The 21,018-nt window shown below is 65.3% G+C and carries 14 protein-coding genes and 1 pseudogene; 7 read left to right on the top strand and 8 right to left on the bottom strand.

The window, feature by feature from the left end:
• The first annotated feature begins 64 nt into the window (after positions 1–64).
• On the top strand, positions 65–541 hold the full coding sequence (locus ACR9Y6_RS14620; RefSeq protein ID WP_481281934.1) for a T6SS immunity protein Tdi1 domain-containing protein: 477 nt from the start codon (positions 65–67) through the stop codon (positions 539–541).
• A gap of 7 nt (positions 542–548) precedes the next feature.
• Here ACR9Y6_RS14620 and ACR9Y6_RS14615 read toward each other — a convergent pair whose 3' ends face one another.
• From ACR9Y6_RS14615 to ACR9Y6_RS14585, 7 genes are all read right to left on the bottom strand, one after another.
• Positions 549–848, bottom strand: a complete 300-nt coding sequence (locus ACR9Y6_RS14615) for a type II toxin-antitoxin system RelE/ParE family toxin (protein WP_481281933.1) — start codon at positions 846–848, stop codon at positions 549–551.
• A complete protein-coding gene (locus ACR9Y6_RS14610) occupies positions 845–1,120 on the bottom strand; it encodes a YlcI/YnfO family protein (RefSeq protein ID WP_481281932.1) in 276 nt (91 codons plus the stop codon). The genes ACR9Y6_RS14615 and ACR9Y6_RS14610 overlap by 4 nt, the downstream gene beginning before the upstream one ends.
• A gap of 74 nt (positions 1,121–1,194) precedes the next feature.
• Positions 1,195–2,469 carry an RNA polymerase sigma factor gene (locus ACR9Y6_RS14605; RefSeq protein ID WP_481281931.1) on the bottom strand — a complete coding sequence of 425 codons (1,275 nt, stop codon included), beginning with the start codon at positions 2,467–2,469 and terminating at the stop codon, positions 1,195–1,197.
• Between the two features lie 52 nt (positions 2,470–2,521).
• Positions 2,522–3,292, bottom strand: a complete 771-nt coding sequence (locus ACR9Y6_RS14600; protein ID WP_481281930.1) for a YciI family protein — start codon at positions 3,290–3,292, stop codon at positions 2,522–2,524.
• A 10-nt stretch (positions 3,293–3,302) separates the two neighbouring features.
• Positions 3,303–3,755 carry a VOC family protein gene (locus tag ACR9Y6_RS14595; protein ID WP_481281929.1) on the bottom strand — a complete coding sequence of 151 codons (453 nt, stop codon included), beginning with the start codon at positions 3,753–3,755 and terminating at the stop codon, positions 3,303–3,305.
• A gap of 22 nt (positions 3,756–3,777) precedes the next feature.
• Positions 3,778–4,203 carry a YciI family protein gene (locus ACR9Y6_RS14590; protein ID WP_481281928.1) on the bottom strand — a complete coding sequence of 142 codons (426 nt, stop codon included), beginning with the start codon at positions 4,201–4,203 and terminating at the stop codon, positions 3,778–3,780.
• Between the two features lie 97 nt (positions 4,204–4,300).
• Positions 4,301–5,332 (bottom strand): sensor histidine kinase, encoded by a 1,032-nt coding sequence (locus ACR9Y6_RS14585; RefSeq protein WP_481281927.1) that lies wholly within the window; start codon positions 5,330–5,332, stop codon positions 4,301–4,303.
• A 346-nt stretch (positions 5,333–5,678) separates the two neighbouring features.
• Here ACR9Y6_RS14585 and ACR9Y6_RS14580 point away from each other — a divergent pair, with 346 nt between their 5' ends.
• From ACR9Y6_RS14580 to ACR9Y6_RS14560, 5 genes and pseudogenes are all read left to right on the top strand, one after another.
• Complete coding sequence (locus ACR9Y6_RS14580; protein WP_481281926.1) at positions 5,679–11,678, top strand: alpha-2-macroglobulin; 6,000 nt, start codon at positions 5,679–5,681, stop codon at positions 11,676–11,678.
• 47 nt (positions 11,679–11,725) lie between these two features.
• Positions 11,726–14,044 (top strand): penicillin-binding protein 1C, encoded by a 2,319-nt coding sequence (pbpC, locus tag ACR9Y6_RS14575; protein WP_481281925.1) that lies wholly within the window; start codon positions 11,726–11,728, stop codon positions 14,042–14,044.
• 81 nt (positions 14,045–14,125) lie between these two features.
• Positions 14,126–15,517 (top strand): sugar porter family MFS transporter, encoded by a 1,392-nt coding sequence (locus tag ACR9Y6_RS14570; protein WP_481281924.1) that lies wholly within the window; start codon positions 14,126–14,128, stop codon positions 15,515–15,517.
• A 279-nt stretch (positions 15,518–15,796) separates the two neighbouring features.
• Positions 15,797–16,222, top strand: a pseudogene (locus tag ACR9Y6_RS14565) (lysozyme family protein); the annotation flags it as partial.
• 108 nt (positions 16,223–16,330) lie between these two features.
• Complete coding sequence (locus ACR9Y6_RS14560; RefSeq protein WP_481281923.1) at positions 16,331–17,245, top strand: fimbrial protein; 915 nt, start codon at positions 16,331–16,333, stop codon at positions 17,243–17,245.
• A gap of 7 nt (positions 17,246–17,252) precedes the next feature.
• On the opposite strand, the gene ACR9Y6_RS14555 is transcribed toward ACR9Y6_RS14560, so the two are convergent.
• Complete coding sequence (locus tag ACR9Y6_RS14555; RefSeq protein ID WP_481281922.1) at positions 17,253–20,363, bottom strand: discoidin domain-containing protein; 3,111 nt, start codon at positions 20,361–20,363, stop codon at positions 17,253–17,255.
• Between the two features lie 104 nt (positions 20,364–20,467).
• On the opposite strand from ACR9Y6_RS14555, the gene ACR9Y6_RS14550 reads away from it, so the two are divergent.
• Positions 20,468–21,013 (top strand): DUF2058 domain-containing protein, encoded by a 546-nt coding sequence (locus ACR9Y6_RS14550; RefSeq protein WP_481281921.1) that lies wholly within the window; start codon positions 20,468–20,470, stop codon positions 21,011–21,013.
• Positions 21,014–21,018: the final 5 nt, after the last annotated feature.

Raw genomic sequence — 21,018 nt, 5'->3', positions numbered from 1 at the left:
TGGCCTGACGCATCGCGTGCGGAGAAGGCCTAAAATGGGTTCCCCGATCGAAAAAGGCGCCCCCATGGCCCTCTCCTGGAACGACCTCATCTGCACGCCGGACAAGGAGGCCATCGACGCGCTCGCCGAATCCTGGCGCTGGCGCATCGGCGACGCCTTCACGCCATTGCTGTTCACGGCGCTGGGCGACATGTTCTACGAAGCGGACGAAGGCGGCATCTTCTGGCTCAACACAGGTACCGCGGAAATCGAGCGCGTCGCCGAGAGCGTGCCGGGATTCAACAACCTGCTTCGCGAGGAAATCGCCGAGGACTGGCTGCTGCCGTCGTTGGTCGAAGCGCTGATCGAAGCGGGAAAAATCCGCGCGGATGGCGAGTGCTACACCTATATCACCTTGCCGGTCTTCGCCGAGGGCGAGTACACGGTCGAGAACCTGAATCCCGTGCCGGCCAAGGAGCACTTCGAACTGACGGGTTCGGTACTGCAACAGTTGCAGGACGTGCCCGACGGCACCAACGTCAAGATCGACATCACGCACTGAGCGCGGATCAGGCGAAGTAGTCGTCCTCGCGCTGGTGGCGGATGGCGACGATCGCGACGTGTTCCTTGCCGATATGGAAGAGCGCCACGTAGCCGTGCGTTCCAAAGGGAATCACGAGTTCGCGGAGGAAGGGATTGTTCGCCTCTGCCTTGCGGCAGGTGTAGGGAAATTCCTCGAGGATCCGCACGGCGCGCACGAGCGTCGCGAGCGCCCGTTCGGCCAGGTCCGGATCATGGCCGGCGAGGAAGTCGGTGAAGCGGAGGAGGTCGGATCGCGCGCCATCCGTGTAGTGAACCTCGTAAGTCATTCCTTTCCTTTCTTTCGTCGCGCGGCGGCAATTCGCTCGGCGGCCTCCTTATGTACGCTCTGCGCGGTGTGGTAGATGCCGGTCCGTTCCGCCTGCGCCAGTGAGGCAAGGCCGCGGGCGACGAATTCACGCTGCATGGTTCGCCGTTCGATGGCTTCCGCCATGGCGGTCTCGACGAAGGCGGACAAGGTTTCCTCCTTGCCGAGGACATCTTCGGCTTTCTCCCGGAAAGCCGGTTCCACGCGGATCGAAGGGATGGTGGCGGTCTTCATGGCGCGCTCCTGCATTGCATTTGCGATGCAGGCTAGCACGGTTCGGGAATCCGTGCGCACCGTTGTCGGCAGGCTCAACCGGGCGTCGCGGACGTGCAGGCCCGGGCCCGCGATTCGAGCAAGGCGCGTTCGCGTTCGTTCCGCGTCATGCGTGCCGCGCGGAGGAACGCTTCGCGGGCGTCGTCCATGCGGCCGAGGCGGAACAGGAGGTCGCCATGCACGCTGGGCAGCAGGTGATAGTCGCGTAGCGCGGGTTCCCCGATGAGCGCCTCGACGATGGGCAAGGCCGCGTCCGGTCCTTCGGACATCGACACGGCCACCGCGCGGTTGAGTTCAACGACAGGCGAAGGCACCACCTCGACGAGCTCGGCGTACAACGCCGCGATGCGCGGCCAATCGGTATCGCCGGCACGCGTGGCGCGTGCATGGCAGGCCGCGATAGCGGCTTGCAGTGCGTAGGCCCCGTGCGCGCCACCCAGGCGTTCGGCGCGTTCCAGTGCGGCGAGGCCGCGGCCGATCAACAGGCGGTCCCAGCGACGGCGGTCCTGGTCGAGCAAGAGGATGGGTTGTCCATCGGGCGCGGTGCGTGCGCCGGCGCGGGATGCCTGGATTTCCATGAGCGCGACCAGTCCATGGACTTCCGCTTCCCCGGGCATCAGTTCGGCGAGGATGCGGCCCAGCCGCTGCGCTTCATCGCAGAGCGCGGGACGCATCCAGTCGCCGCCGGTAGTGGCGGCGTATCCCTCGTTGAAGATCAGGTAGATAACGCGCAGCACCGAAGCGAGCCGTTCCTTCAGGGCATCGCCGCGAGGCACCTCGTAGGCCACCGCTTCATCCGCCAGGCTGCGCTTGGCCCGCACGATGCGCTGGGCGACCGTGGCCTCGGGGACGAGGAAGGCGCGTGCGATCTCGTCGGTGGTCAGGCCGCCAAGCAAGCGAAGCGTCAACGCCACGCGCGCCTCGATCGACAACGCCGGGTGGCAGGCCGTGAAGATCAAGCGCAGCATGTCGTCGCCGATGTCGTCGTCGAGTGCGTCGATCAGGCGGTCGTCGTCCGACTCGAGCAGGCCTTCCATGTCCTTGCCGAGGGCTTCGAGCTTGCGGCCGGCCATGCGCTCGCGCCGGATGCGATCCACGGCACGGTGCTTCGCCGCCTGGGTCAGCCATGCACCGGGATTTCGCGGCACGCCGTCGCGCGGCCACTGCTCCAGGGCGGAAACCAGCGCGTCCTGGGCCAGTTCCTCGGCAAGGTCGAGGTCGCGCACCATGCGCGCGACCGTGGCGATCAGGCGAGGCGACTCGATCTTCCAGATCGCATCGATGGCGCGATGGGTATCGTGTTTCGTCATGGCCACGCATGACAGCATCCGCCGTCATGCGTGGCAAGCCGCGTTGCGGCAATCAGGACGCCACGGGCATCAGTTCTTCCATGCGGTAGAGCTCGCGGATTTCCAGCCGGGCATCGTCGCCGTCGGGGAACGGGTAGGTTTCCGTCCAGGCGATGACTTCATCGAGGCTGTCGACACGGAGCACCCAGAAGCCGGCGACCATCTCCTTGATCTCCGCGAAGGGACCGTCGAACACCGTCGGCTTGCCCTTGCTGAAGCCGACCCGCTTGGCGTGACGGCTGGACGACAGTCCATGTCCCGCGATGAGGAATCCGGCCTCGTGCCCTGCGCGGTTGGCCTCCACCATGCGGCCCAGGATCTCGGGGCCGGGGTTCCAGTCGGTTTCGCTGCGCTCGTTCGCCTTCAACATCACGACGTAACGGGATTTGGGGGAATCGGCTTCGCTGGGATCGCCAAAGCCGCCCAGGCCCCCGGGGCAACCGATCGGCCGGATATCCACCACGGCATCGCCGTGCGCATCTTCCACAGGCCAGCCTTTCACCCAGTCGACGGCTTCGTCCATCGACCCGGCCTCGATGATGCTGATGCCGGCGACCAGTTCCTTCGTTTCGGTGAAGGGGCCATCCTGTATCACGGCCTTCCTGTCCGGCCCGAAGGTGACCCGCACCCCTTCGCGGCTGGGTTTCAAGCCTTCGCCGGCGAGAAAACGGCCTTCGGCCGCGAGCGTGTCCACATAGTCGCCCATCGCCTCGATGAGTTCGCGCGTGGGACGCGCGCCGGCTTCACTATCGCTGTCCGCCTTGCGGATTATCAGGAATTGCATGGTTGGTTCCTCACGGGCTGGGCTTGTCGCCGGCGTTGATCATCCAGGGCACTCCGAACTGATCCTTGAACATGGCGAAACCGTTGGCCCAGAAGGTCTCGCCATACGGCATCTGCACGTCGCCCTTCTCCGAGAGTGCTTCGAATACCTTGCGGCCTTGTTCCACATCGGTGAAGCCCAGCGTGATGGCGACGCCCTGGATGCCGTTCCCGGAATCGTCGGGGTTGTCCGATCCCATGATCGTCTGGTCGCCGACGGTAAGGTTCACGTGCATGACCTTCTCGCCCATGGCCGCGAGCGCCTCCGGCGACTTGCCGCCGCAGCCGTCGTCGCCGGATCCTTCCTGTGGCGGCATGTCCTTGAAGCGATGCAATTCGCCGATCTTGCCGCCAAGCGCCTTCTCGTAGAATCGGAAAGCCGCTTCGCAGGTGCCGTTGAAAAAGAGGTAAGGCTGGATCTTCATGACGAACTCCGTCTGTCGTGGGTCAATGATGCGAGGCGAGTTCGGCGCGCAGGCGTTCTTCCTGCGCGCGCGCTTCCGGCGTGAACTCGGCGCCGAAATCCTCCGCCTCGAAGATGCGGCGGATCTCGATCTCGGATTCGCCTTCGAATGGGTTGGGCGCGCGCTTCACCCACTCGATGGCCTCGTCGAGCGACCGCACCTGGATAAGCCAGAAGCCGGCGATGAGTTCGCGGGTTTCCGCGAAGGGACCGTCGACGACCTCGCGGCGATCGCCGGAAAAACGCACACGGGCGCCCTTGCTGCTGGGGTGGAGGCCCTCCCCGGCGAGCATGACGCCCGCCCGGACCAGTTCCTCGTTGTAGTTGCCCATGGCCGTGAGTATTTCCTCGCTCGGCATCTGGCCGGCTTCGGAAGCCTCGGTCGCCCTTACGATCACCATGAAACGCATCGCCGTTCTCCTTGCTTGGTCACCGGGAAGGACTCCCGGTGTTCATGGAGACGTCGATTGTCACCCGGCCTTATCGACAAGGGCGACCGACATTTATTCAACCCGGGGCATTCTTCCTGGGCTGAGGGGACCAGGGCGGTCCCGCGGCGGCTTCGAAGATGGCGCGAACACCGTCCTGCTCGAAGCGGATGGCGGCCTGGCCGCGCGACTGGCCGGACAGCACCCGTTCGATGAAGCGCGTGCCGAATCCGCGTCTCATGGGGGCGGCGACGGCCGGACCGCCGCGCTCCTTCCATTCCAGGCGAGCCTTGCCCGGTTCCGGCGTCTCCACGTACGTCCAGGCGATCGACACCGTGCCCGACGGCGTGGACAGCGCGCCGTACTTGGTGGCGTTGGTCAGCAGTTCGTGGATAGCCATGGCCATCGCCACGGCGGCTTCCGGGTCGAGCACGAGGGGCGGACCCTCGAACGTGATCCGGGCCTTTCCCGGGTCGTGCGGGGCGACGGCGGATTGGATCACCCCGTGCAGGGTAAGGTCGTTGCGCGAGGGGTCCAGGAGCAGGTCGTGCGCGCGTGCCAGCGCGCGCAGGCGGCTGCCAAAGGCGCTCATCGAGATGTCCAGCGGACGGTCGTCGGTGAAACTCTGCATCGCCATGGCCTGGACCACCGCGAGGACGTTCTTCATGCGATGGTTCAGGTCGTTGATCACGATGCGCTGGGCGCGTTCAGCGTCGCGATGGTTGGACACGTCCACGCAGCTGCCCCAATAGCCCGCGAACGCCCCACCGCGATGGAAAGGCGCGCCATTGTCGAGCAGCCAGCGGTATTGGCCGTCGTGCCGGCGCAGGCGATATTCCATGGAAAATGGCTTGCGCGCGTCGAACGCGTCCACATAGGTTTCGAGACAACGTTCCAGATCGTCCGGATGCACGCCCGTGGCCCAGCCGTTGCCCAGTTCCGCGGCCATGTCGCGGCCGGTGTATTCGAGCCAGGGCTTGTTGAACCAGTCACAGAGCTTGTCCGGCCCCGATCGCCAGATCATCACGGGTGCGAAGTCGGCCAACTCACGAAATTCGTGGTCGCCCGTGGCGATCGCCCCCTCGATCAGACCCGTCGCGTCGTCGTTCATAGGTTCACGTTGTCGGCGAATGTAGCGACCATAGCGCAATGTCCTTGCCCGTTACATGCCGTTACGCGGCATGCGTGAGGCGGATCACGTCATATCGAATCGGTAAGCATTTTCAGAATCGTTCCATTGCAAAACGGTCGCATCGTTGCAAAGCGCCCGCAAAAAGCCCCGATCGTGTCCCGCGCTGTGCCAGAATTCCGTCGCAGCCGCGACACGGTTCGCGCGCAGCATTGTCATTGGGGATACGAAGCGAAGGCCGGTTCACCGTGGATGCGGGGGACGGGCCTTGCCGTATCCGCGGCACGGCGGCGACTGCGCCATCATCTTATGGGATCGGAAGGGACACATGGATCTGCTTCGTTTCATCGCCCTGTTGCCCGCGCGCCTCGTGCGTGGCCTGTTCTGGTTGCTGGGCCGGTTGTTCAGGCCCATTTTCGGCAACATGGCCTGGTCCGCACCCGGCTGGATGCCGGCGACCGCCCGGGTCGCCCGCAGCCATCCGCTGAAGTTCACCGGCAGTGTCGCCGGAACCCTGCTGCTGGTCGCCGGCGGATGGTTCGGCTGGCAGTGGTGGCAGAACAGGCCCAGGCCCGCGGAACCGGACCGGGTGAGCTTCGAGGCGCCAGCGCCGGCGATCAGCGATTACGAACATGTCCCCGTGACGATCCATCCCCTTACCGTGACCTTCTCTGGGTCGGCGGCCCGGCTGGAATCGCTGGGCAAGCCGGTGACCGATGGCATCGCCATGGATCCGAAACTGCCCGGCCAGTGGGCGTGGGAAAACGACCGTGTACTGCGTTTCGTGCCGGCCGGCGACTGGCCGGTGGGCCGCAGGATCGATGTGAGCTTCGACAAGGCGAAAGTGTTCGCGCCGCAGGTCTTGCTGGCCGACGACCATTTCAGCTTCAGCACCGCGCCCTTCACCGCGAAGGTCGTCAACGGCGAGTTCTATCAGGATCCGCAGGACCCGACGAAGAAAAAGACGATCGTCCAGTTCGGCTTCAATTATCCCGTGGATGCGGCGCAGTTCGAGAAGCGCCTGTCGCTGGACCTGCGCAATGGCGAGGAGAAGCGCGGGACCGCCTTGAAGTTCAGTGTCACCTACGACGAGCGCCGTCTTAACGCCTTCGTGCATTCGCAGCCGCTGCAGCTGCCCCGGGACGATGGTGCCGTGGGCGTCAAGCTGGACGATGGCGTGCGCAGCAGCCGTGGTGGGGACGGAACGCAGGAGGAACTGGCGACGTCGGTGCGCGTGCCCGGCCAGTACAGCCTGAAACTGGACGAGGTCTCGGCCACGCTGGTGGATAACGAGCGGTTCGAGCCGGAACAAGTGGTGGTGATGCGTTTCGGCGGCCCCGTGAGCGATAACGAGCTGGCCAAGCGCTTGCACGTATGGGCCGTGCCGGAAGGGGACGACAAGCACTATTCGGTCTCGCAAGTGGGCGATGCCGACCTGCGATCCTTCACTCAACTCAAGCCCGAGGTGGTGCCCACCGAGAACGACTGGTCGGAAACCCAGAGCTTCCGCTACCACGCCCAGCCAGGCCAGCGTATCTACGTGCGCGTGGACAAGGGCATGACCTCGTTCGGTGGCTACGTGATGCCCAAGGCGCGGGCCGACATGCTCACCGTTCCGGACTATCCACGCCTGCTTCGTTTCATGGCGGATGGTTCCCTGCTTTCGCTCAGCGGCGATCGCCGTGTCTCGGTGGTATCGCGCAACATCCCGGGCATGCGCGTGGAGGTCGGTCGCGTGCTGCCTGACCAGCTGCAGCACCTGGTGTCGCTCAATTCGGGCAGCTATGCGAAACCGGAGATGTACGGCTTCACTCCGGATCACATCGTGGATCGCTTCGTGAAGAAGGTTTCCTTCCCGGACGAAGGACCCGGCAAGGCGCACTACGAAGGTTTCGACCTGGGCCAGTACCTGGCCGCCGGCAAACGCGGCATTTTCCTGCTCAAGCTATCCGGCTACGACGCCAAGGCGGAGCAGGAAGCACGCGAACGTCGTGAAAAGGCCGCACGAGAGGCGGCGGCCCGCGAGGCGGGAGGGGATGCGGATAGCGCGGTGGCCGATGCCGCTGGCGAAGACGACAGCGACACCGCTCCCTATGATTGGCCGAAGGACGAGCGTCTCGTCGTCATCACCGATCTCGGCGTCATCGCCAAGAAGTCGCTCGACGGTAGCCAGGATATCTTCGTGCAATCCATCCGCAGCGGATCGCCGGTGAGCGGCGCCTCCGTGGCGGTCATCGCGAAGAACGGCAGCACGCTGTTCACCCAGAACACCGGGGCGGATGGCCGCGCGCACTTCGCCAATCTCAAGGGCTTCACTCAAGAGAAGGCACCGGCCATGTACGTGGTGCGCCAGGGGGACGACCTGTCGTTCCTGCCGGTGACCTCGTATGACCGCACCCTGGACTTCTCCCGCTTCGACATCGGCGGTGAGCCGAACGCACACAGCCAGGGCCAGCTGTCGGGATACCTGTTCTCCGATCGCGGCATCTACCGGCCGGGCGACCTCTTCCATGTGGGAATGATCGTGCGTGCCAACAGCTGGACGCGAAGCGTCGCGGGCATGCCGTTGATCGCCGAGGTGGTGGACCCGCGCGGGACCACGGTGCGCCAGCAAACGGTCGCCATGGATGCCGCGGGGTTCGCCGAGCTCGATCACACCACGGCCGAAACCTCGCCGACGGGCAACTGGACGGTGAACCTGTATATCGCCAAGGACGGCAAGCCGTACTCGCAGATCGGCAGCACCACCGTACAGGTGAAGGAATTCCAGCCGGACCGGATGAAGGTCTCGGCGGCACTTTCCACGGCGGTGGCCGAGGGCTGGGTCAAACCCGCGCAGCTGAAGGCGCTGGTCGACGTGCGGAACCTGTTCGGCACACCCGCCGCGGATCGCCGCGTCGAGGGCTCGCTTACCCTGCGCCCGGCGTTTCCCTCGTTCCCGAGCTACAAGGACTACCACTTCTACGACGTGCGCCGGGCGAAGGAAGGTTTCGAGGAGAAGCTGGCCGACGTGAAGACCGACGACAAGGGCCACGCCGAATTCGCGCTGGACCTGTCCAAGTACGCCGACGCCACCTATCAACTGTACTTCCTCGCCAAGGCCCATGAAGCGGAAGGCGGGCGCAGTGTCGCCGCGGCCACGCAGGGCATGGTGTCCTCGAACGACTGGCTCGTCGGGTATAAATCCGTCGACAACCTCGACTACGTGAGCCGCGATGCGAAGCGAAGCGTCAACCTCGTGGCGATCGACCCGACTGCGAAGCGCATGGACCTGCCGGGGCTGAAGCAGGCGATCGTGGAGACGCGTTACGTCTCCGTGCTCACGAAGCAGGATTCGGGCGTTTTCAAGTATGAATCGAAGGCGCGCGAATCGACGTTGTCGGAAACCCCCCTGGTCATCCCCGCGGCCGGGATCGACGTGGCACTGCCGACGAACAAGCCGGGCAATTTCGCCCTGGTGGTGAAGGATGCCAACGGCAAGGAAGTCAATCGCGTGGCGTGGTCGGTCGCCGGCGAGGGCAATGTCTCCCGGTCGTTGGAACGCAACGCCGAACTGCAGCTCACGTTGTCCAAGACCGACTACGCGCAGGGCGAGGCGGTGGACATCGCCATTCGCGCTCCCTATGCCGGTAGCGGCCTCATCACCATCGAGCGCGACAAGGTCTACGCACACACCTGGTTCCACGCCGACACCACGAGCACGGTGCAGCACATCACCGTGCCCGCGGACTTCGAAGGCAACGGCTACATCAACGTGCAATACGTCCGTGATCCTTCGTCGGACGAGATATTCATGAGTCCGCTGTCGTTCGGCGTGGTGCCGTTCTCGGTGAACATGGACGCGCGCCGCAATGGCATCGCCGTGGAGGCCCCGGCCCTGGTGAAGCCAGGCGATACCGTGACCTTCCACGTCACCTCGCCCCATCCGACACGCGCCGTGGTCTTCGCGGTGGACGAAGGCATCCTGCAAGTGGCTCGTTACAAGCTTGGTGACCCGCTGCAGTACTTCTTCCGCAAGCGCATGCTCGAAGTGTCCACCTCGCAGATCCTCGATCTCATCATTCCCGACTTCCAGAAACTGATGGCGATGGCCGCGCCGGGTGGCGATGCCGATGGCGCGATCGGCCGCCAATTGAACCCGTTCCGGCGCAAGCGGGACAAGCCGGTGGCGTACTGGTCGGGCATCGTCGACATCGACGGCTCGCGCGACCTGGCCTACAAGGTGCCCGACTACTTCAACGGCAAGCTGCGAGTCATGGCGATCAGCGTGTCGCCGGACCGCATCGGCACGTTCGAAGGTGCCACCACGGTCCGCGGCGACTTCGTCCTGTCACCGAACGTGCCCACCACGCTCGCCCCGGGCGACGAGGCGGAAATCAGCGTTGGCGTGGCGAACAACCTGACCGGCCTGGGCGGGAAGGAAGTGCCTGTCGCGGTCGGCCTCAAGCTGGGCCCGCAGTTGCAGATCGTGGGTGACGCGACCAGGACGTTGAACCTTGGCGAGATGCGCGAGGGCGTGGCGATTTTCCGCGTGCGCGCGACGGACAAGCTGGGCTCGGGCAACCTGGGCTTCACGGCATCCTATAACGGCAAGTCCGCGAAGCAGGGCGTCGACCTGTCGGTGCGTCCCGCATCGCCCATGCGCACGGATCTCGCCTTCGGCCATGTCGATGCGCACTCGCGTGGCGATGTGACCGGCTTGCGCGACATGCACGATGAGTACGCCAAGCGCGACGTGGCCTTCTCCACCGTGCCGGTCGTGCTGGCGCGCGGACTTGCCGCGTATCTCGTGGACTTCCCGCACTACTGCACCGAACAGGTGATCAGCGCGGCGATGCCCGCCCTGATCCTCGGGCAGCACCCCGAGTTCGGCGACGTGAAGCCCGCCCGGATGTCCGGTGATGCGCCGCCCCCGTCCGACCCGGTCGCCGCCTTGTTCGATACCTTGCGCGCGAGGCAAAACGGCCAAGGCGGATTCGGCCTGTGGACGGCGACGCCGGATATGCACACCTTCGCCACCGACTACGCCGTGCATTACCTCGTCGAGGCGAGCGATCGTGGCGTGACCGTGCCGCGCGACATGCTGGCCTCGGCCGACGAGGCTCTCCGCCAGATCGCGGCCAACGACAGCGGCGATTCGCTGGTGGAGATGCGCCAGCGGGCATACGCCATCTACCTGCTGACACGGCAGGGCAATGTCACCACGAACGACCTCGCTTCCCTGCAGCGCCGCCTGCAGGAAGTGCATGCGAACGAGTGGAAGAACGACCTCGCCGCCGCGTGGCTGGCGGCTTCGTACAAGCTGCTCCACCAGGATCGCCTGGCCAGCGACCTGATCGCCGGGCCGCGCAAGATCCTGGTGCGCAAGCCCACGGACGAGCCGTACATCTACGGCGACTATTACGATGCGCCCATTCGCGACGCCACGGTGCTCTACCTGCTGTCGAAGCACTTTCCCGATCTGGCGAAAGCCCTGCCCCCGGAGACGGTCGAGAACCTGGTCCGTCCTTTGGGCAGCGGGCACTACAACACCCTCTCCTCGGCGATGATCATCCTCGCGTTGGACGCGTGGGCGAAGGATGCGGGCGATCTTGCCGGGCTTTCGATCGGTGCGGTGGCGGCGAACGGTACGGTCACGTCGATCGGCGCGCCCAAGGGGTCGATCCTCGATGGGCATTGGCCCGCCAGCACGCAACGTCTCCGGCTGGTCAACGACGCGGACTCCACCGGTTGGTACGGCGTGGCGCAGACCGGCTTCGACCGCAAGCCGGCCAGCGATACGCGCAAGGATGGCCTGGAGATCACCCGCGGTTATACGGACACCAAGGGCAAGCCGGTGGACAGCGTGAGTACCGGCGACGAGATCGACGTGCACTTGCGCATCCGCGCGACGAAGGACGAAGGCGTCGACAACGTCGCGATCGTCGACCTGCTGCCCGGCGGATTCGAGCCCGTGCTCGACACGGCGGCACCGTCGGAGGCGGCAACGGCTTCTTCCGACGAGACGGCGCCGGCGGAGGAGGGGACCGAAGGGGATGAACCCGTCCAGGGCGAGGGTGTTGGCGAGGGCGACGAGGCGCCGGCATGGCGCTCGCCGATCGGCAACCCGGAATCCACCTGGAAACCCGAGTACGCCGATGTCCGCGAAGATCGCGTGGTCGTCTACGGTTACGCCAGCCGTGACGTGCAGGAGTTCGTCTACCGGATCAAGGCGACCAACGCAGGCAAGTTCGTCATACCCCCGGCCCTGGTCGAATCGCTCTATGACCGCGGCGTGCAGGCACGCGCTCCCGGTGGCGGCGCGATGACGGTGGAGCGGAAGCCATAAAGGTTGGGGCTTTCCGCTTCCATCGCGTCAAGTGGCACAACGCCCTCGTGGCGTTGCTGCTGCTCCTGGTCGTGCCGGTCGGGCTGCGCCTGTGGCCGCACGAGGATCTACGCGCGTGGTTTCCCTCGTCCACGGCCGTGTACGACACCGGCGGCCGGCTGCTGCGGCTGACATTGGCGAGCGACCAGCGGTACCGGTTGTGGGTGCCGCTGGAGGATGTTTCGCCGGCGCTCGTCGACGCCGTCCTCCTGCACGAGGACCGCTGGTTCCGCTGGCATCCCGGGGTCAGTGCCTGGGGCCTCATGCGCGGCGCGTGGATGACCTACGTGCGGCGTGGAAATGCACAGGGCGGGTCGACGATCACGATGCAGCTCGCCAGGCTGATGTGGCGCCTGGACACGCGCACCCCGGGCGGAAAACTGGTGCAGGTGGTCCGTGCGGTACAACTGGAGTTGCTGTATTCCAAGCACGATATCCTCGAGGCATACCTCAACGCCGCGCCATACGGCCGCAACGTCGAAGGCGTCGGCGCGGCCAGCCTCGCCTACTTCGGCAAGGCGCCCGCGCGGCTGAGCCTGCCCGAGGCACTCACCCTGGCCGTCATTCCGCAGGAGCCGTCGCGGGGGCTTCCGGGCCATGTCGATGGCGGCGCCGTGATCGGCAAGGGCCTCAAGCTATCGCGCGACCGTCTGTTCTCGCGTTGGGTCGCGAAGCACCCCGACGACGCTAGCGTGCGGCCATTGTTCGATCTTCCCCTCCGCCTGCGTCCGCTGTCGCAGCTGCCGTTCGAAGCGCCGCACTTCGTGGAGCAGGTGCTTGCCGAACGCCGGCTGGACGGCGGCAGCGACATGCGCGTCGCGACGACGCTCGACCTCGGCCTTCAGCACAGCCTGGAGCGCCAGGTGCGCCAATACGTCGAGCGCAGCGGCGATCGCGGTATCCGGAACGCGGCCGCGATCCTGGTAGACACGCGCGACATGGGCGTCAAGGCCATGGTCGGGTCCGCCGACTATTTCGATGCGTCGATCCAGGGCCAGGTCAACGGCACGTTGGCGAAACGCTCCCCCGGTTCCACGCTGAAACCCTTCATCTATGCACTGGGTTTCGACCAGGGCGTGCTCCATCCGGAGACCGTGCTGCGCGATGTGCCTTCCGCCTTCGGTCCGTATACGCCGGAGAACTTCGACGGCCATTTCCTGGGTCCGGTGACGGCGACCCAGGCGCTGGTCAGGAGTCGCAACATCCCGGCGGTGCAGGTGGCGGCCAAACTCGCCAATCCCAATCTCTACCAGTTCCTTCGGGACGCCGGTGTCTCGCGCATGGCCACCGAACAGCACTACGGGCTGGCCCTCGTGCTGGGTGGCGGTGAAGTGACGATGCAGGAGCTTTCCGGCCTCTACGCGATGCTGGCCAACCGGGGTGAACTGCGGCCGCTGCGCCTGCTCGCCGCGCAACCGAAGAGCGGCGGTACGCGCCTCCTCAGCGAGGAGGCGAGCTTCATGGTCATGGACATGCTCAGGCAGAATCCGCGTCCCGACGACGCGGTGGCCGCGCAACCCTCGCGTCTTCCGATTTACTGGAAAACCGGCACCTCGTGGAGTTTTCGCGACGCGTGGACCGCCGGGAGCTTCGGTCCCTACGTGCTTGTCGTGTGGATCGGCAACTTCGATGGGGCGGGAAACCCGGCCTTCGTCGGCGTGGACGCCGCGGCACCGTTGTTCTTCCGCATCGCCGACGCGCTGCGTGCCGAACGCCCGGGACTGGCCGAGCCGATCCGGCGCAATCCGCCGAACCTCCGCCGTGTACCCGTTTGCCTTGCGAGCGGTGACCTGCCGAACGCGTGGTGCCCGCAGGTTGGCAGCACCTGGTTCATTCCCGGCAAGTCACCGATCAAGGTGAGCAACGTGCATCGCCCCGTGGTGATCGATACGGCGACGGGCAAGCCGGCATGTCCTCCCTACGATCCCGGCACGACGCGCACGGAGGTCTACGAGTACTGGCCATCCGACCTTGCTCGCGTCTTCGCCCAGGCTGGCATGCCGCGAAGGACGCCGCCGGCCTTGCCGGATTGTCAGGGCGGCGGCCAGCCGGCGGGCGATCCACCGAAGATCACATCGCCCCTGAAAGGCAGCACGTACCAGATTCGCGTGTCCCGGCTAGGCAGCGAGCGCGTCGCCTTCTCCGCCACGACCGACGCCGGTACGCGCATGCTCTACTGGTTCGTCGACGACGCCTATCTCGGCAGCGTGCCCAGTGGCCAGGTTCTGATGTGGGCACCGGAACGCACGGGCCGCTTCCTCGTTCGCGTGGTGGACGACCAGGGCCGCACGGATTCACGCGGTTTGGACGTGGGCGCGCTCGAATAGCCGTAGACGCGCCGCACACGGGACAGATACATGCCTAGGCCTTAAATGCCGGGCATGTCATCCATAGAAGGAACGGTTCCCATGGACGTCGCAGCCCATCGGACACAGGCCACCCATCCCAAGGCGGCCATCGTCACGACATGCGTACTTGCCGCGTTGGCGGGCCTGATGTTCGGCCTCGATATCGGCGTGATCTCCGGTGCCACCCAGTTCATCCAGTCCGACTTCAAGGTGTCCGACCGGACCATCGAATGGATCGTCAGCGCCATGATGGCAGGTGCGGCCGTCGGTGCGCTTGGCGCCGGATGGATGTCCGCCGTACTGGGGCGGAAGCGATCCCTGATCCTCGCCGGCGTGCTGTTCATCGCCGGGTCCTTGTTCTGTGCGGTGGCGGGATCGGCAACGATCCTCATCGTGGCACGCTTCGTCCTTGGCCTGGCGATCGGCGTGGCGACGTTCACCGCGCCGCTCTACCTGGCCGAGGTCGCGCCGGAAAAGATCCGTGGCGCGATGATCTCCACCTACCAGTTGATGATCACCACGGGCATCCTGCTGGCCTTCCTCTCCGATACCGCCTTCAGTTCGACCGGCAACTGGCGCTGGATGCTCGGCATCATCGCCGCGCCGGGCGTGCTCTTCCTGCTCGGCCTGTTCTATCTGCCCGACAGTCCCCGCTGGCTGTTGATGCGTGGCCGGCGCGAGGACGCGGAAACCGTTCTCGTGAAGCTGCGCGGCGACGAGGCCGTCGTCAGGAAAGAGATGGAAGACATCGACGAGCAGTTGAAGACGCGGCAGCATGGCTTCAGCATGTTCAAGGAGAACCCGAACTTCCGCCGCTCCGTCGGACTTGGCGTGTTGTTGCAGGCGATGCAGCAATTCACGGGCATGAACGTGGTGATGTACTACGCGCCGCGCATATTCAAGGACATGGGTTACGACACGCATGCCCAGATGTGGTTCACCGCCGCGGTGGGCCTCACGAACGTGCTCGCCACCCTGATCGCATTCGCCTTCGTCGACCGCCTCGGCCGGAAGCCTATCCTATACGCGGGTTTCACGATCATGGCCGTCGGACTGGACATCGTCGGCACGATGCTCGGCCTCGGCGTGGACTCGCGCGGCGAGCAGTACTTCACCGTGGCGATGCTGCTTCTTTTCATCGTGGGCTTTGCGATGTCGGCGGGTCCGCTCATCTGGACGCTGTGCTCCGAGGTACAACCGCTGAAAGGCCGCGACTTCGGCATCGCCTGCTCTACCTTCACCAACTGGGTGACCAACATGATCGTGGGGGCGACGTTCCTAACCCTCCTGAGTGGCATCGGCAACGCGCAGACCTTCTGGCTTTATGCGGCGCTCAACGCGTTGTTCATCGGCATCACGTTCTGGCTGGTGCCTGAAACGAAGAACGTGACGCTCGAGCAGATCGAGAGGAACCTGATGAGCGGGAAGCCACTGCGCAAGATCGGTCAATAGCTCGCGAGGCCCCCGGTCTGTCACTGCCATAGCATGAGCCGGGGGCCTTCGTCATGAGAACTGAGCCCGTCTCGCCAAGGCGTGAGCCTCGTCGAAGTTCGGAAACAAACACGAATTTTTGAGGATTTTTCCATATGGATCCTCAGCGCGTTCCTACACACTTTCCTTAGCGCTCGCGTTTGTCGAGCTCGGCTGCGTGATGCGCGGGGATGACCCCGTGTCTCCCCAGGCCGACGGCTCCGAGGGAGTCGTTGCTCAGAACTCAAGAAAAGAAAGGTTATCCCAGTCGAACGCCAGGAAATGGTCGCCTGCTCCCTCGGGGCTGCGCTCGCCTACGACGTTCCCGCCAACGTGCTGCTCGCGGTGGCGGAGAAGGAGGCCGGCAAGCCCGGCCAGTGGGTGCGTAACGAGAATGGAACGTTCGACGTAGGAGCGCTGCAATTCAATACGGCCTACCTTCGCGACCTCGACCGCTATGGCATCACCGCGGCGGACGTCGCCGCACCCGGCTGCTACCCATTCATGCTTGCCGCGTGGCGCATACGCGGACACTTGCGTAACGACGGCGGCGATGTGTGGACGCGCGCGTCGAACTACCACTCGCGTACTCCCCGCTTCAATGCACGTTACCGCGCGGACCTGATCCGTCGTGCCGTGCGCTGGACCACGTGGCTGGACAGTCACTTCCCCACCCACGACGCCGTCGTGGATGTCACTCCTTACGGAACGAGGTAAGCAATGAAAAATACAGGCAGGCGGCTACGTCGAAATCTTTTGCTTGCGGGGGTTATCGTCGCGTCCTGGCAGTCCGGCATGGCACGGGCCAAGGGAGGTTGCTACCACTCCGCCGACGGCTACTACCAGATCGGGCAGACCGCGCAGATAACCGTCACCAACGACATGGTTCCCGGAACGGTCGTTCGTGACGAGAAAGCACGCGGCGATGGCAACGTGCTGGCGACGTGCACGGAAGGCGAGGCGACTTTCGAAGGGTCCTACAGCATGGTCACGATCAATGGCCTCGTGCCATTGACGGTCGGTGGAAAGGATTCCGGATTCGGCGTCGAGCTCTACATCGACGAACTTCAGGAGGGCACCAGCTTTTCATTCCCGCACAAGTATCAACGCACGTTCAAGCTGGGCGATACCGTGCGTAGCAACCATGCTGACATCGGGTACCGCATCGTCCGCATGACGGGTCCGGTGGAATTCGGCGCCTTCGACAAGCTGACCATCGGCCAGCAATGGACGTATCAGCCCAACGGCGCCGCGACGAAACCGTTTCGTCACATGAAGATCTACGACCTGACGCTCATCCGTCCTGCATGTAGCATCGTCGCGGAGGATCTCAACCAGACGGTGGAACTGGGCCCCTTCAATACGAGTAACTTCGCGACGCCCGATCGGGCGACGCGATGGGAGGCCTTCCATCTCAGGGTGGACCAGTGCCAGGAGCCGGTGGGCCTCGTCGCGAAATTCACCTTCGGCGACGCCAGCGATGCGGTCGTCGGCCAGCCGGACCTGTTCACGCTCGATGGGCCCGAGAATGTCGGGCTGGAACTCGGCGACGAGAATGAAAAGAATATCGCTCCCGGAGCGGGGGCCCGGTTCAACGCGTTAGGCACCGGCGATGTATATACCTTCAACGCGCGCTTGCGGGAGATCCGCCCGACCGTGCGGGGTGGCCGTTTCAGCCGCAGGGTCAGGGTTCTCGTCGAATTCATGTAATGGCGCGTCAGTACTCCGCCGTGAGGGTGTGGAAGGGCCTGGCGAGTTTCACGCCATCGGCATCCCATTCCTTCACCGCCTTGCCATCGGCGGTCACCCTCACGGGCTTCGCTCGCCCGGGCCAGAACACTCGCACCGGCGTGTCGGCGCGGATGCCTTGGTCGAGTGTCACCGTGAAGGTCTTGCCGTCCCGGCGGGCGGTCATGCTCAACGATCCGTAGGCGACGGGTAGCCGCGTTACCGAGAGGCCGCTTCCCGTCACCCACGATGCCGGAGCCCCTGGCAGGAGGTACAAACCGTCGTCGGCTTCGCGCATCAGCATGCCGAAGAGGGTGCGCGCGTACTCCGAGCCGATCCAGGTATGCGGCATGTCGCCAAGATAGCCCGGATGACGAAGCCGCGAATGCACCACCTCGGCCCACATGTTCCATTCGGGTGGCCGGCGATCGCGAACGACGTCGGCGAGTAGTTCGGCGGCGTCGTCCGGCCGGTCGAGATACACGTAGGTCAGCACGTTGCGCAGTTCGTACGGCGTGTATGCGAACAACTCGCCCGGTGCTTCGCGCTTGCGTACGTCAGCGAGGTAACGGTCGAAGGTCTTCACCAGCGCATCGTGCGGCAGGACGTCCATCTGTCCCGTCGGGTCGAGTGCGATCGATACGCTGGTGGGATCGCCATCACCGAGATCGGCGGCGGCGGGAATGGTGTCGGAACCCTTCCAGGCCATCGTCGTTTCGATCGACTTGCGCAGCGATTCGCGCAGGGCCGCGTACTGCCCACGCGCGTAGGCGGTCAGGTCCTTGTCGCCCCATTGCTCGGCCAGCCATGCGCCGTCGTGCCAGCCTTTCAATGCCCAGTAGTCGTCCCAGTAGCTGTGCGTAGGGCTGGAGTAGCCTTCGTGGCTGATCGACGGGGCGATGATCCCGTGGAAGCGTTCGGGCGCGGGCAGGTTCGACAGGTATCCCGGCACCATCGTGCGTTCACGCAGTTCCTGCATGAAATGCATCGCGGCACGGACCTTGGGCAGATAGTCCTTCACGCTGGCGGGACCCCCACCGAAGCGGGCCACGTCGGCGACGAGGTTGATGAATTCCCCTTGGCTGTCGTATTCGATGTCCGAACCGAAACCGCGGTTCACGCTGCCGTCGGCGTTGAGGATCGGCGAGACCAGGCCGTTCTCGTGCACCGCATGTGCCGCGTACCAGTCGAGGTAGTCGCGTGCGGTCTTGACCTCGCCCATGTGCAACAGGATCGACGCGGTCGCAGCACCGTCGCGGATGAACGAGCGGTTGTAGTTGCGCGGTCCCGCCTGCATGGCGTGGCCGGTCTGGTTCACCAGCATGTATGCCGCCTGCGAACGCAGGATATCCACCAGCGATTCGTCCGGTAGCGAAATGCCCACGCTGCCGAGGCGCTTCTGCCATTCATCGGACACCTCGGCCGCCAACGCGTCGTATCCGGCGGCGGTGAAAACGGAACGATCGATCGGTGGCGGTTCGGGCAGGTGGCCGTTCGCATCGGCCGGTGCGTTGCCGAGTGGGAACGCGAGGACGACGTCGCGCGTCTGCCCGGGGCCCAGGTGTACGCGGTAGCCGAGCAGTCCGGCGGCGAGGCCGTCCGGATCATGGGCTTCCCTTGCGGCGGGCGAGGAACCCGCCGCCGCGTTCGTCGTGATTTCCGTTTCGCCATGCGCACCGAAGGGAGCGGCCCCGGCCTGGTCCACTGGCGTGAGCGAGGTCAGTAGCGTCCTTCCTTCCACGCGCACGTTCGTGCTCGCGCCGGTGCCGGTGATCGCGATGTCGTGGATCGGCGATGCGCCACCATTTTGCCAGGGCGGATTGACCTGGATCGGACGTACGACCAGGGACAGCGTGCCGTCGACGACGGTGGCGCCATCGTTGTGCAGGCGATGGCGCAGGAGGACGACGGGCTGCCCGTCGCCTTGTACCGCTATGGCTTCGCTGATGATGGAGAGCCCCGGTTGCGCGGTCCAGCTCACCGATGGCATGGGCTTCCAGCCGTCGCGCAGCGCGTGTTTCCGCTCGGCGCCGTCGGAGACGGCGGTGCGGCCCGACGCATCGCGCCAGATGGCCTGGACCTGTGGGCCGCCCTTGAACGGTTCGATATTGCCGTACTCATCGAAGATCGACTTCTGCAGTCCCGCCGGCACGCCGACGGCCGTCCAGTACACCTGCTGCATGTGCAGCGAGGAAGGGAATAGCGCGGCGTTGTCGCGTGAAGCGGCTACCTGGTAACGCTTCATCGGCGTCATGGCGCGGAGGGGGCCGAGGAAACGCAGGCGTTTGATCCGGGGCGTGGCGCCGTCCTTCGCGCCGACGACGAGACGCAACGCGCCGACGTCCCTAGCCTCGCGCGCCGCAAGATAGGAACTGTCGCCGAGGCTTCCGGGATCGTTGTCGAGGGTGGACCAGGCGCCCTTGGCATCGCGTGCCTGGAGCGTGGCTCCATCACGCGGCCCGTCCCAGAGGACCTCGACGCCCGCGATGTCCAACGGACGGGGCAGGGCGATGTCGAGTTGCCGTGTGCCACGAGGGCCCTTGCCGACGATCCCCCTGGCGTGGCCATCGGACCAGAGCGAAGCGCCATCGTCCTTGCCATCGAGCCCGGCGATGCGGGCCGCATCGGCTGCCGCGAACGGCTCGAACTCGAACACGGACACGCCCCAGTCCGCCGTGCGCGCCGGCGCGGCGAGGCGCACGAAACGCGCCTCGGTGGCGGGAAACACGAGGTACTCCGTCCCACCGGGCGAGTCGGTCACGGTGTAGACGGGATGGAAATCCTTGCCATCCACGGAGGTCTGGATCGAGTACGCGGCGGCGAAACCGCTGTCCCAATGGATCCGTACGCCGCCGACCTTCGCCACCTTGCCCAGGTCCACCTGGAACCACTGGCCCGGGCTGAAGGCGCCACCCCAGCGGGTGGTCTCATCGGTGTCGATCGCGTGTTCGGGTGCCAGCGCGGGCACCTGCTGGGAGGAGCTGCTCGCCTTCCATTCCGCGCGTGGCGGCAACCGGTCGGCCGCGAACGCAGGGGTGGCAAGGAGGGTGGCCAGGGCCAGGCTCAGGCGCAGGGAGCGCGGGGAAATGAGGACGTGCATTCGTTCTACCTCCGGGGAGGCCACCAAGCCTAGGCACGTAACGCGATGTAACCAACCCTTCGGCGCTAGAATCGATGTCCCAGCGGGATAAAGAAACGTTCGCCATGCGCAATCCGTTACAGGAACAACTTCTCAAGGCTGGCCTGGTCAAGAAAGACAAGGCCGCCAAGATCGTGCGCGACCAGGCCAAGCAGCGGCAGGGCAAGGCGCCGCCGCCTCCGGCCGATGACTCCATCGACGCACGCAAATTGCAGGCGGAGCGTGCCGAACGGGACCGGGCCCTGGCCGCCGAGCGCAACGCCGAGGCCCGCGCGAAGGAAATCCGCGCCCAGGTGCGCCAGATCATCGAGACGACCAAGGTGAAGCGCGAAGGTGACAGCGCCTATCGCTTCCCGGATGGCGAGAAGATCGCCAGCATCTTCGTCAACGACGCGCTCCGCGCGCAACTGGCATCCGGCGCGCTTGCCATCGCGCGTGCCGGTGAGGGCTACGAGTTGATTCCCCGCTTGCCCGCCGACAAGATCCACGCCCGCGCACCGGACATGATCGTGCTCGACCACGGTCGCAAGGAAGGCGCGGCGGCACCGTCGGAAGAAGATGTCGACGACTACTACAAGCAGTTCGTCGTGCCCGACGACCTCATCTGGTGAGGATG

The organism is Luteibacter sp. TLI7-4A (genome assembly GCF_056754745.1).
Note: the sequence above shows the minus strand (reverse complement) of the source record. Positions and strands in the feature narration are given on the sequence as shown.

What these genes read in the sequence shown, in the direction of transcription:
- ACR9Y6_RS14580 (WP_481281926.1), top strand. Translation starts at nt 5,679, where the DNA reads ATGGATCTGCTTCGTTTCATCGCCCTGTTGCCCGCGCGCCTCGTGCGT.
- ACR9Y6_RS14550 (WP_481281921.1), top strand. Translation starts at nt 20,468, where the DNA reads ATGCGCAATCCGTTACAGGAACAACTTCTCAAGGCTGGCCTGGTCAAG.
- ACR9Y6_RS14570 (WP_481281924.1), top strand. Translation starts at nt 14,126, where the DNA reads ATGGACGTCGCAGCCCATCGGACACAGGCCACCCATCCCAAGGCGGCC.
- ACR9Y6_RS14590 (WP_481281928.1), bottom strand. Translation starts at nt 4,203, where the DNA reads ATGCGTTTCATGGTGATCGTAAGGGCGACCGAGGCTTCCGAAGCCGGC.
- ACR9Y6_RS14610 (WP_481281932.1), bottom strand. Translation starts at nt 1,120, where the DNA reads ATGAAGACCGCCACCATCCCTTCGATCCGCGTGGAACCGGCTTTCCGG.
- ACR9Y6_RS14615 (WP_481281933.1), bottom strand. Translation starts at nt 848, where the DNA reads ATGACTTACGAGGTTCACTACACGGATGGCGCGCGATCCGACCTCCTC.
- ACR9Y6_RS14555 (WP_481281922.1), bottom strand. Translation starts at nt 20,363, where the DNA reads ATGCACGTCCTCATTTCCCCGCGCTCCCTGCGCCTGAGCCTGGCCCTG.
- ACR9Y6_RS14600 (WP_481281930.1), bottom strand. Translation starts at nt 3,292, where the DNA reads ATGCAATTCCTGATAATCCGCAAGGCGGACAGCGATAGTGAAGCCGGC.
- ACR9Y6_RS14620 (WP_481281934.1), top strand. Translation starts at nt 65, where the DNA reads ATGGCCCTCTCCTGGAACGACCTCATCTGCACGCCGGACAAGGAGGCC.
- ACR9Y6_RS14560 (WP_481281923.1), top strand. Translation starts at nt 16,331, where the DNA reads ATGGCACGGGCCAAGGGAGGTTGCTACCACTCCGCCGACGGCTACTAC.
- ACR9Y6_RS14605 (WP_481281931.1), bottom strand. Translation starts at nt 2,469, where the DNA reads ATGACGAAACACGATACCCATCGCGCCATCGATGCGATCTGGAAGATC.
- ACR9Y6_RS14595 (WP_481281929.1), bottom strand. Translation starts at nt 3,755, where the DNA reads ATGAAGATCCAGCCTTACCTCTTTTTCAACGGCACCTGCGAAGCGGCT.
- ACR9Y6_RS14585 (WP_481281927.1), bottom strand. Translation starts at nt 5,332, where the DNA reads ATGAACGACGACGCGACGGGTCTGATCGAGGGGGCGATCGCCACGGGC.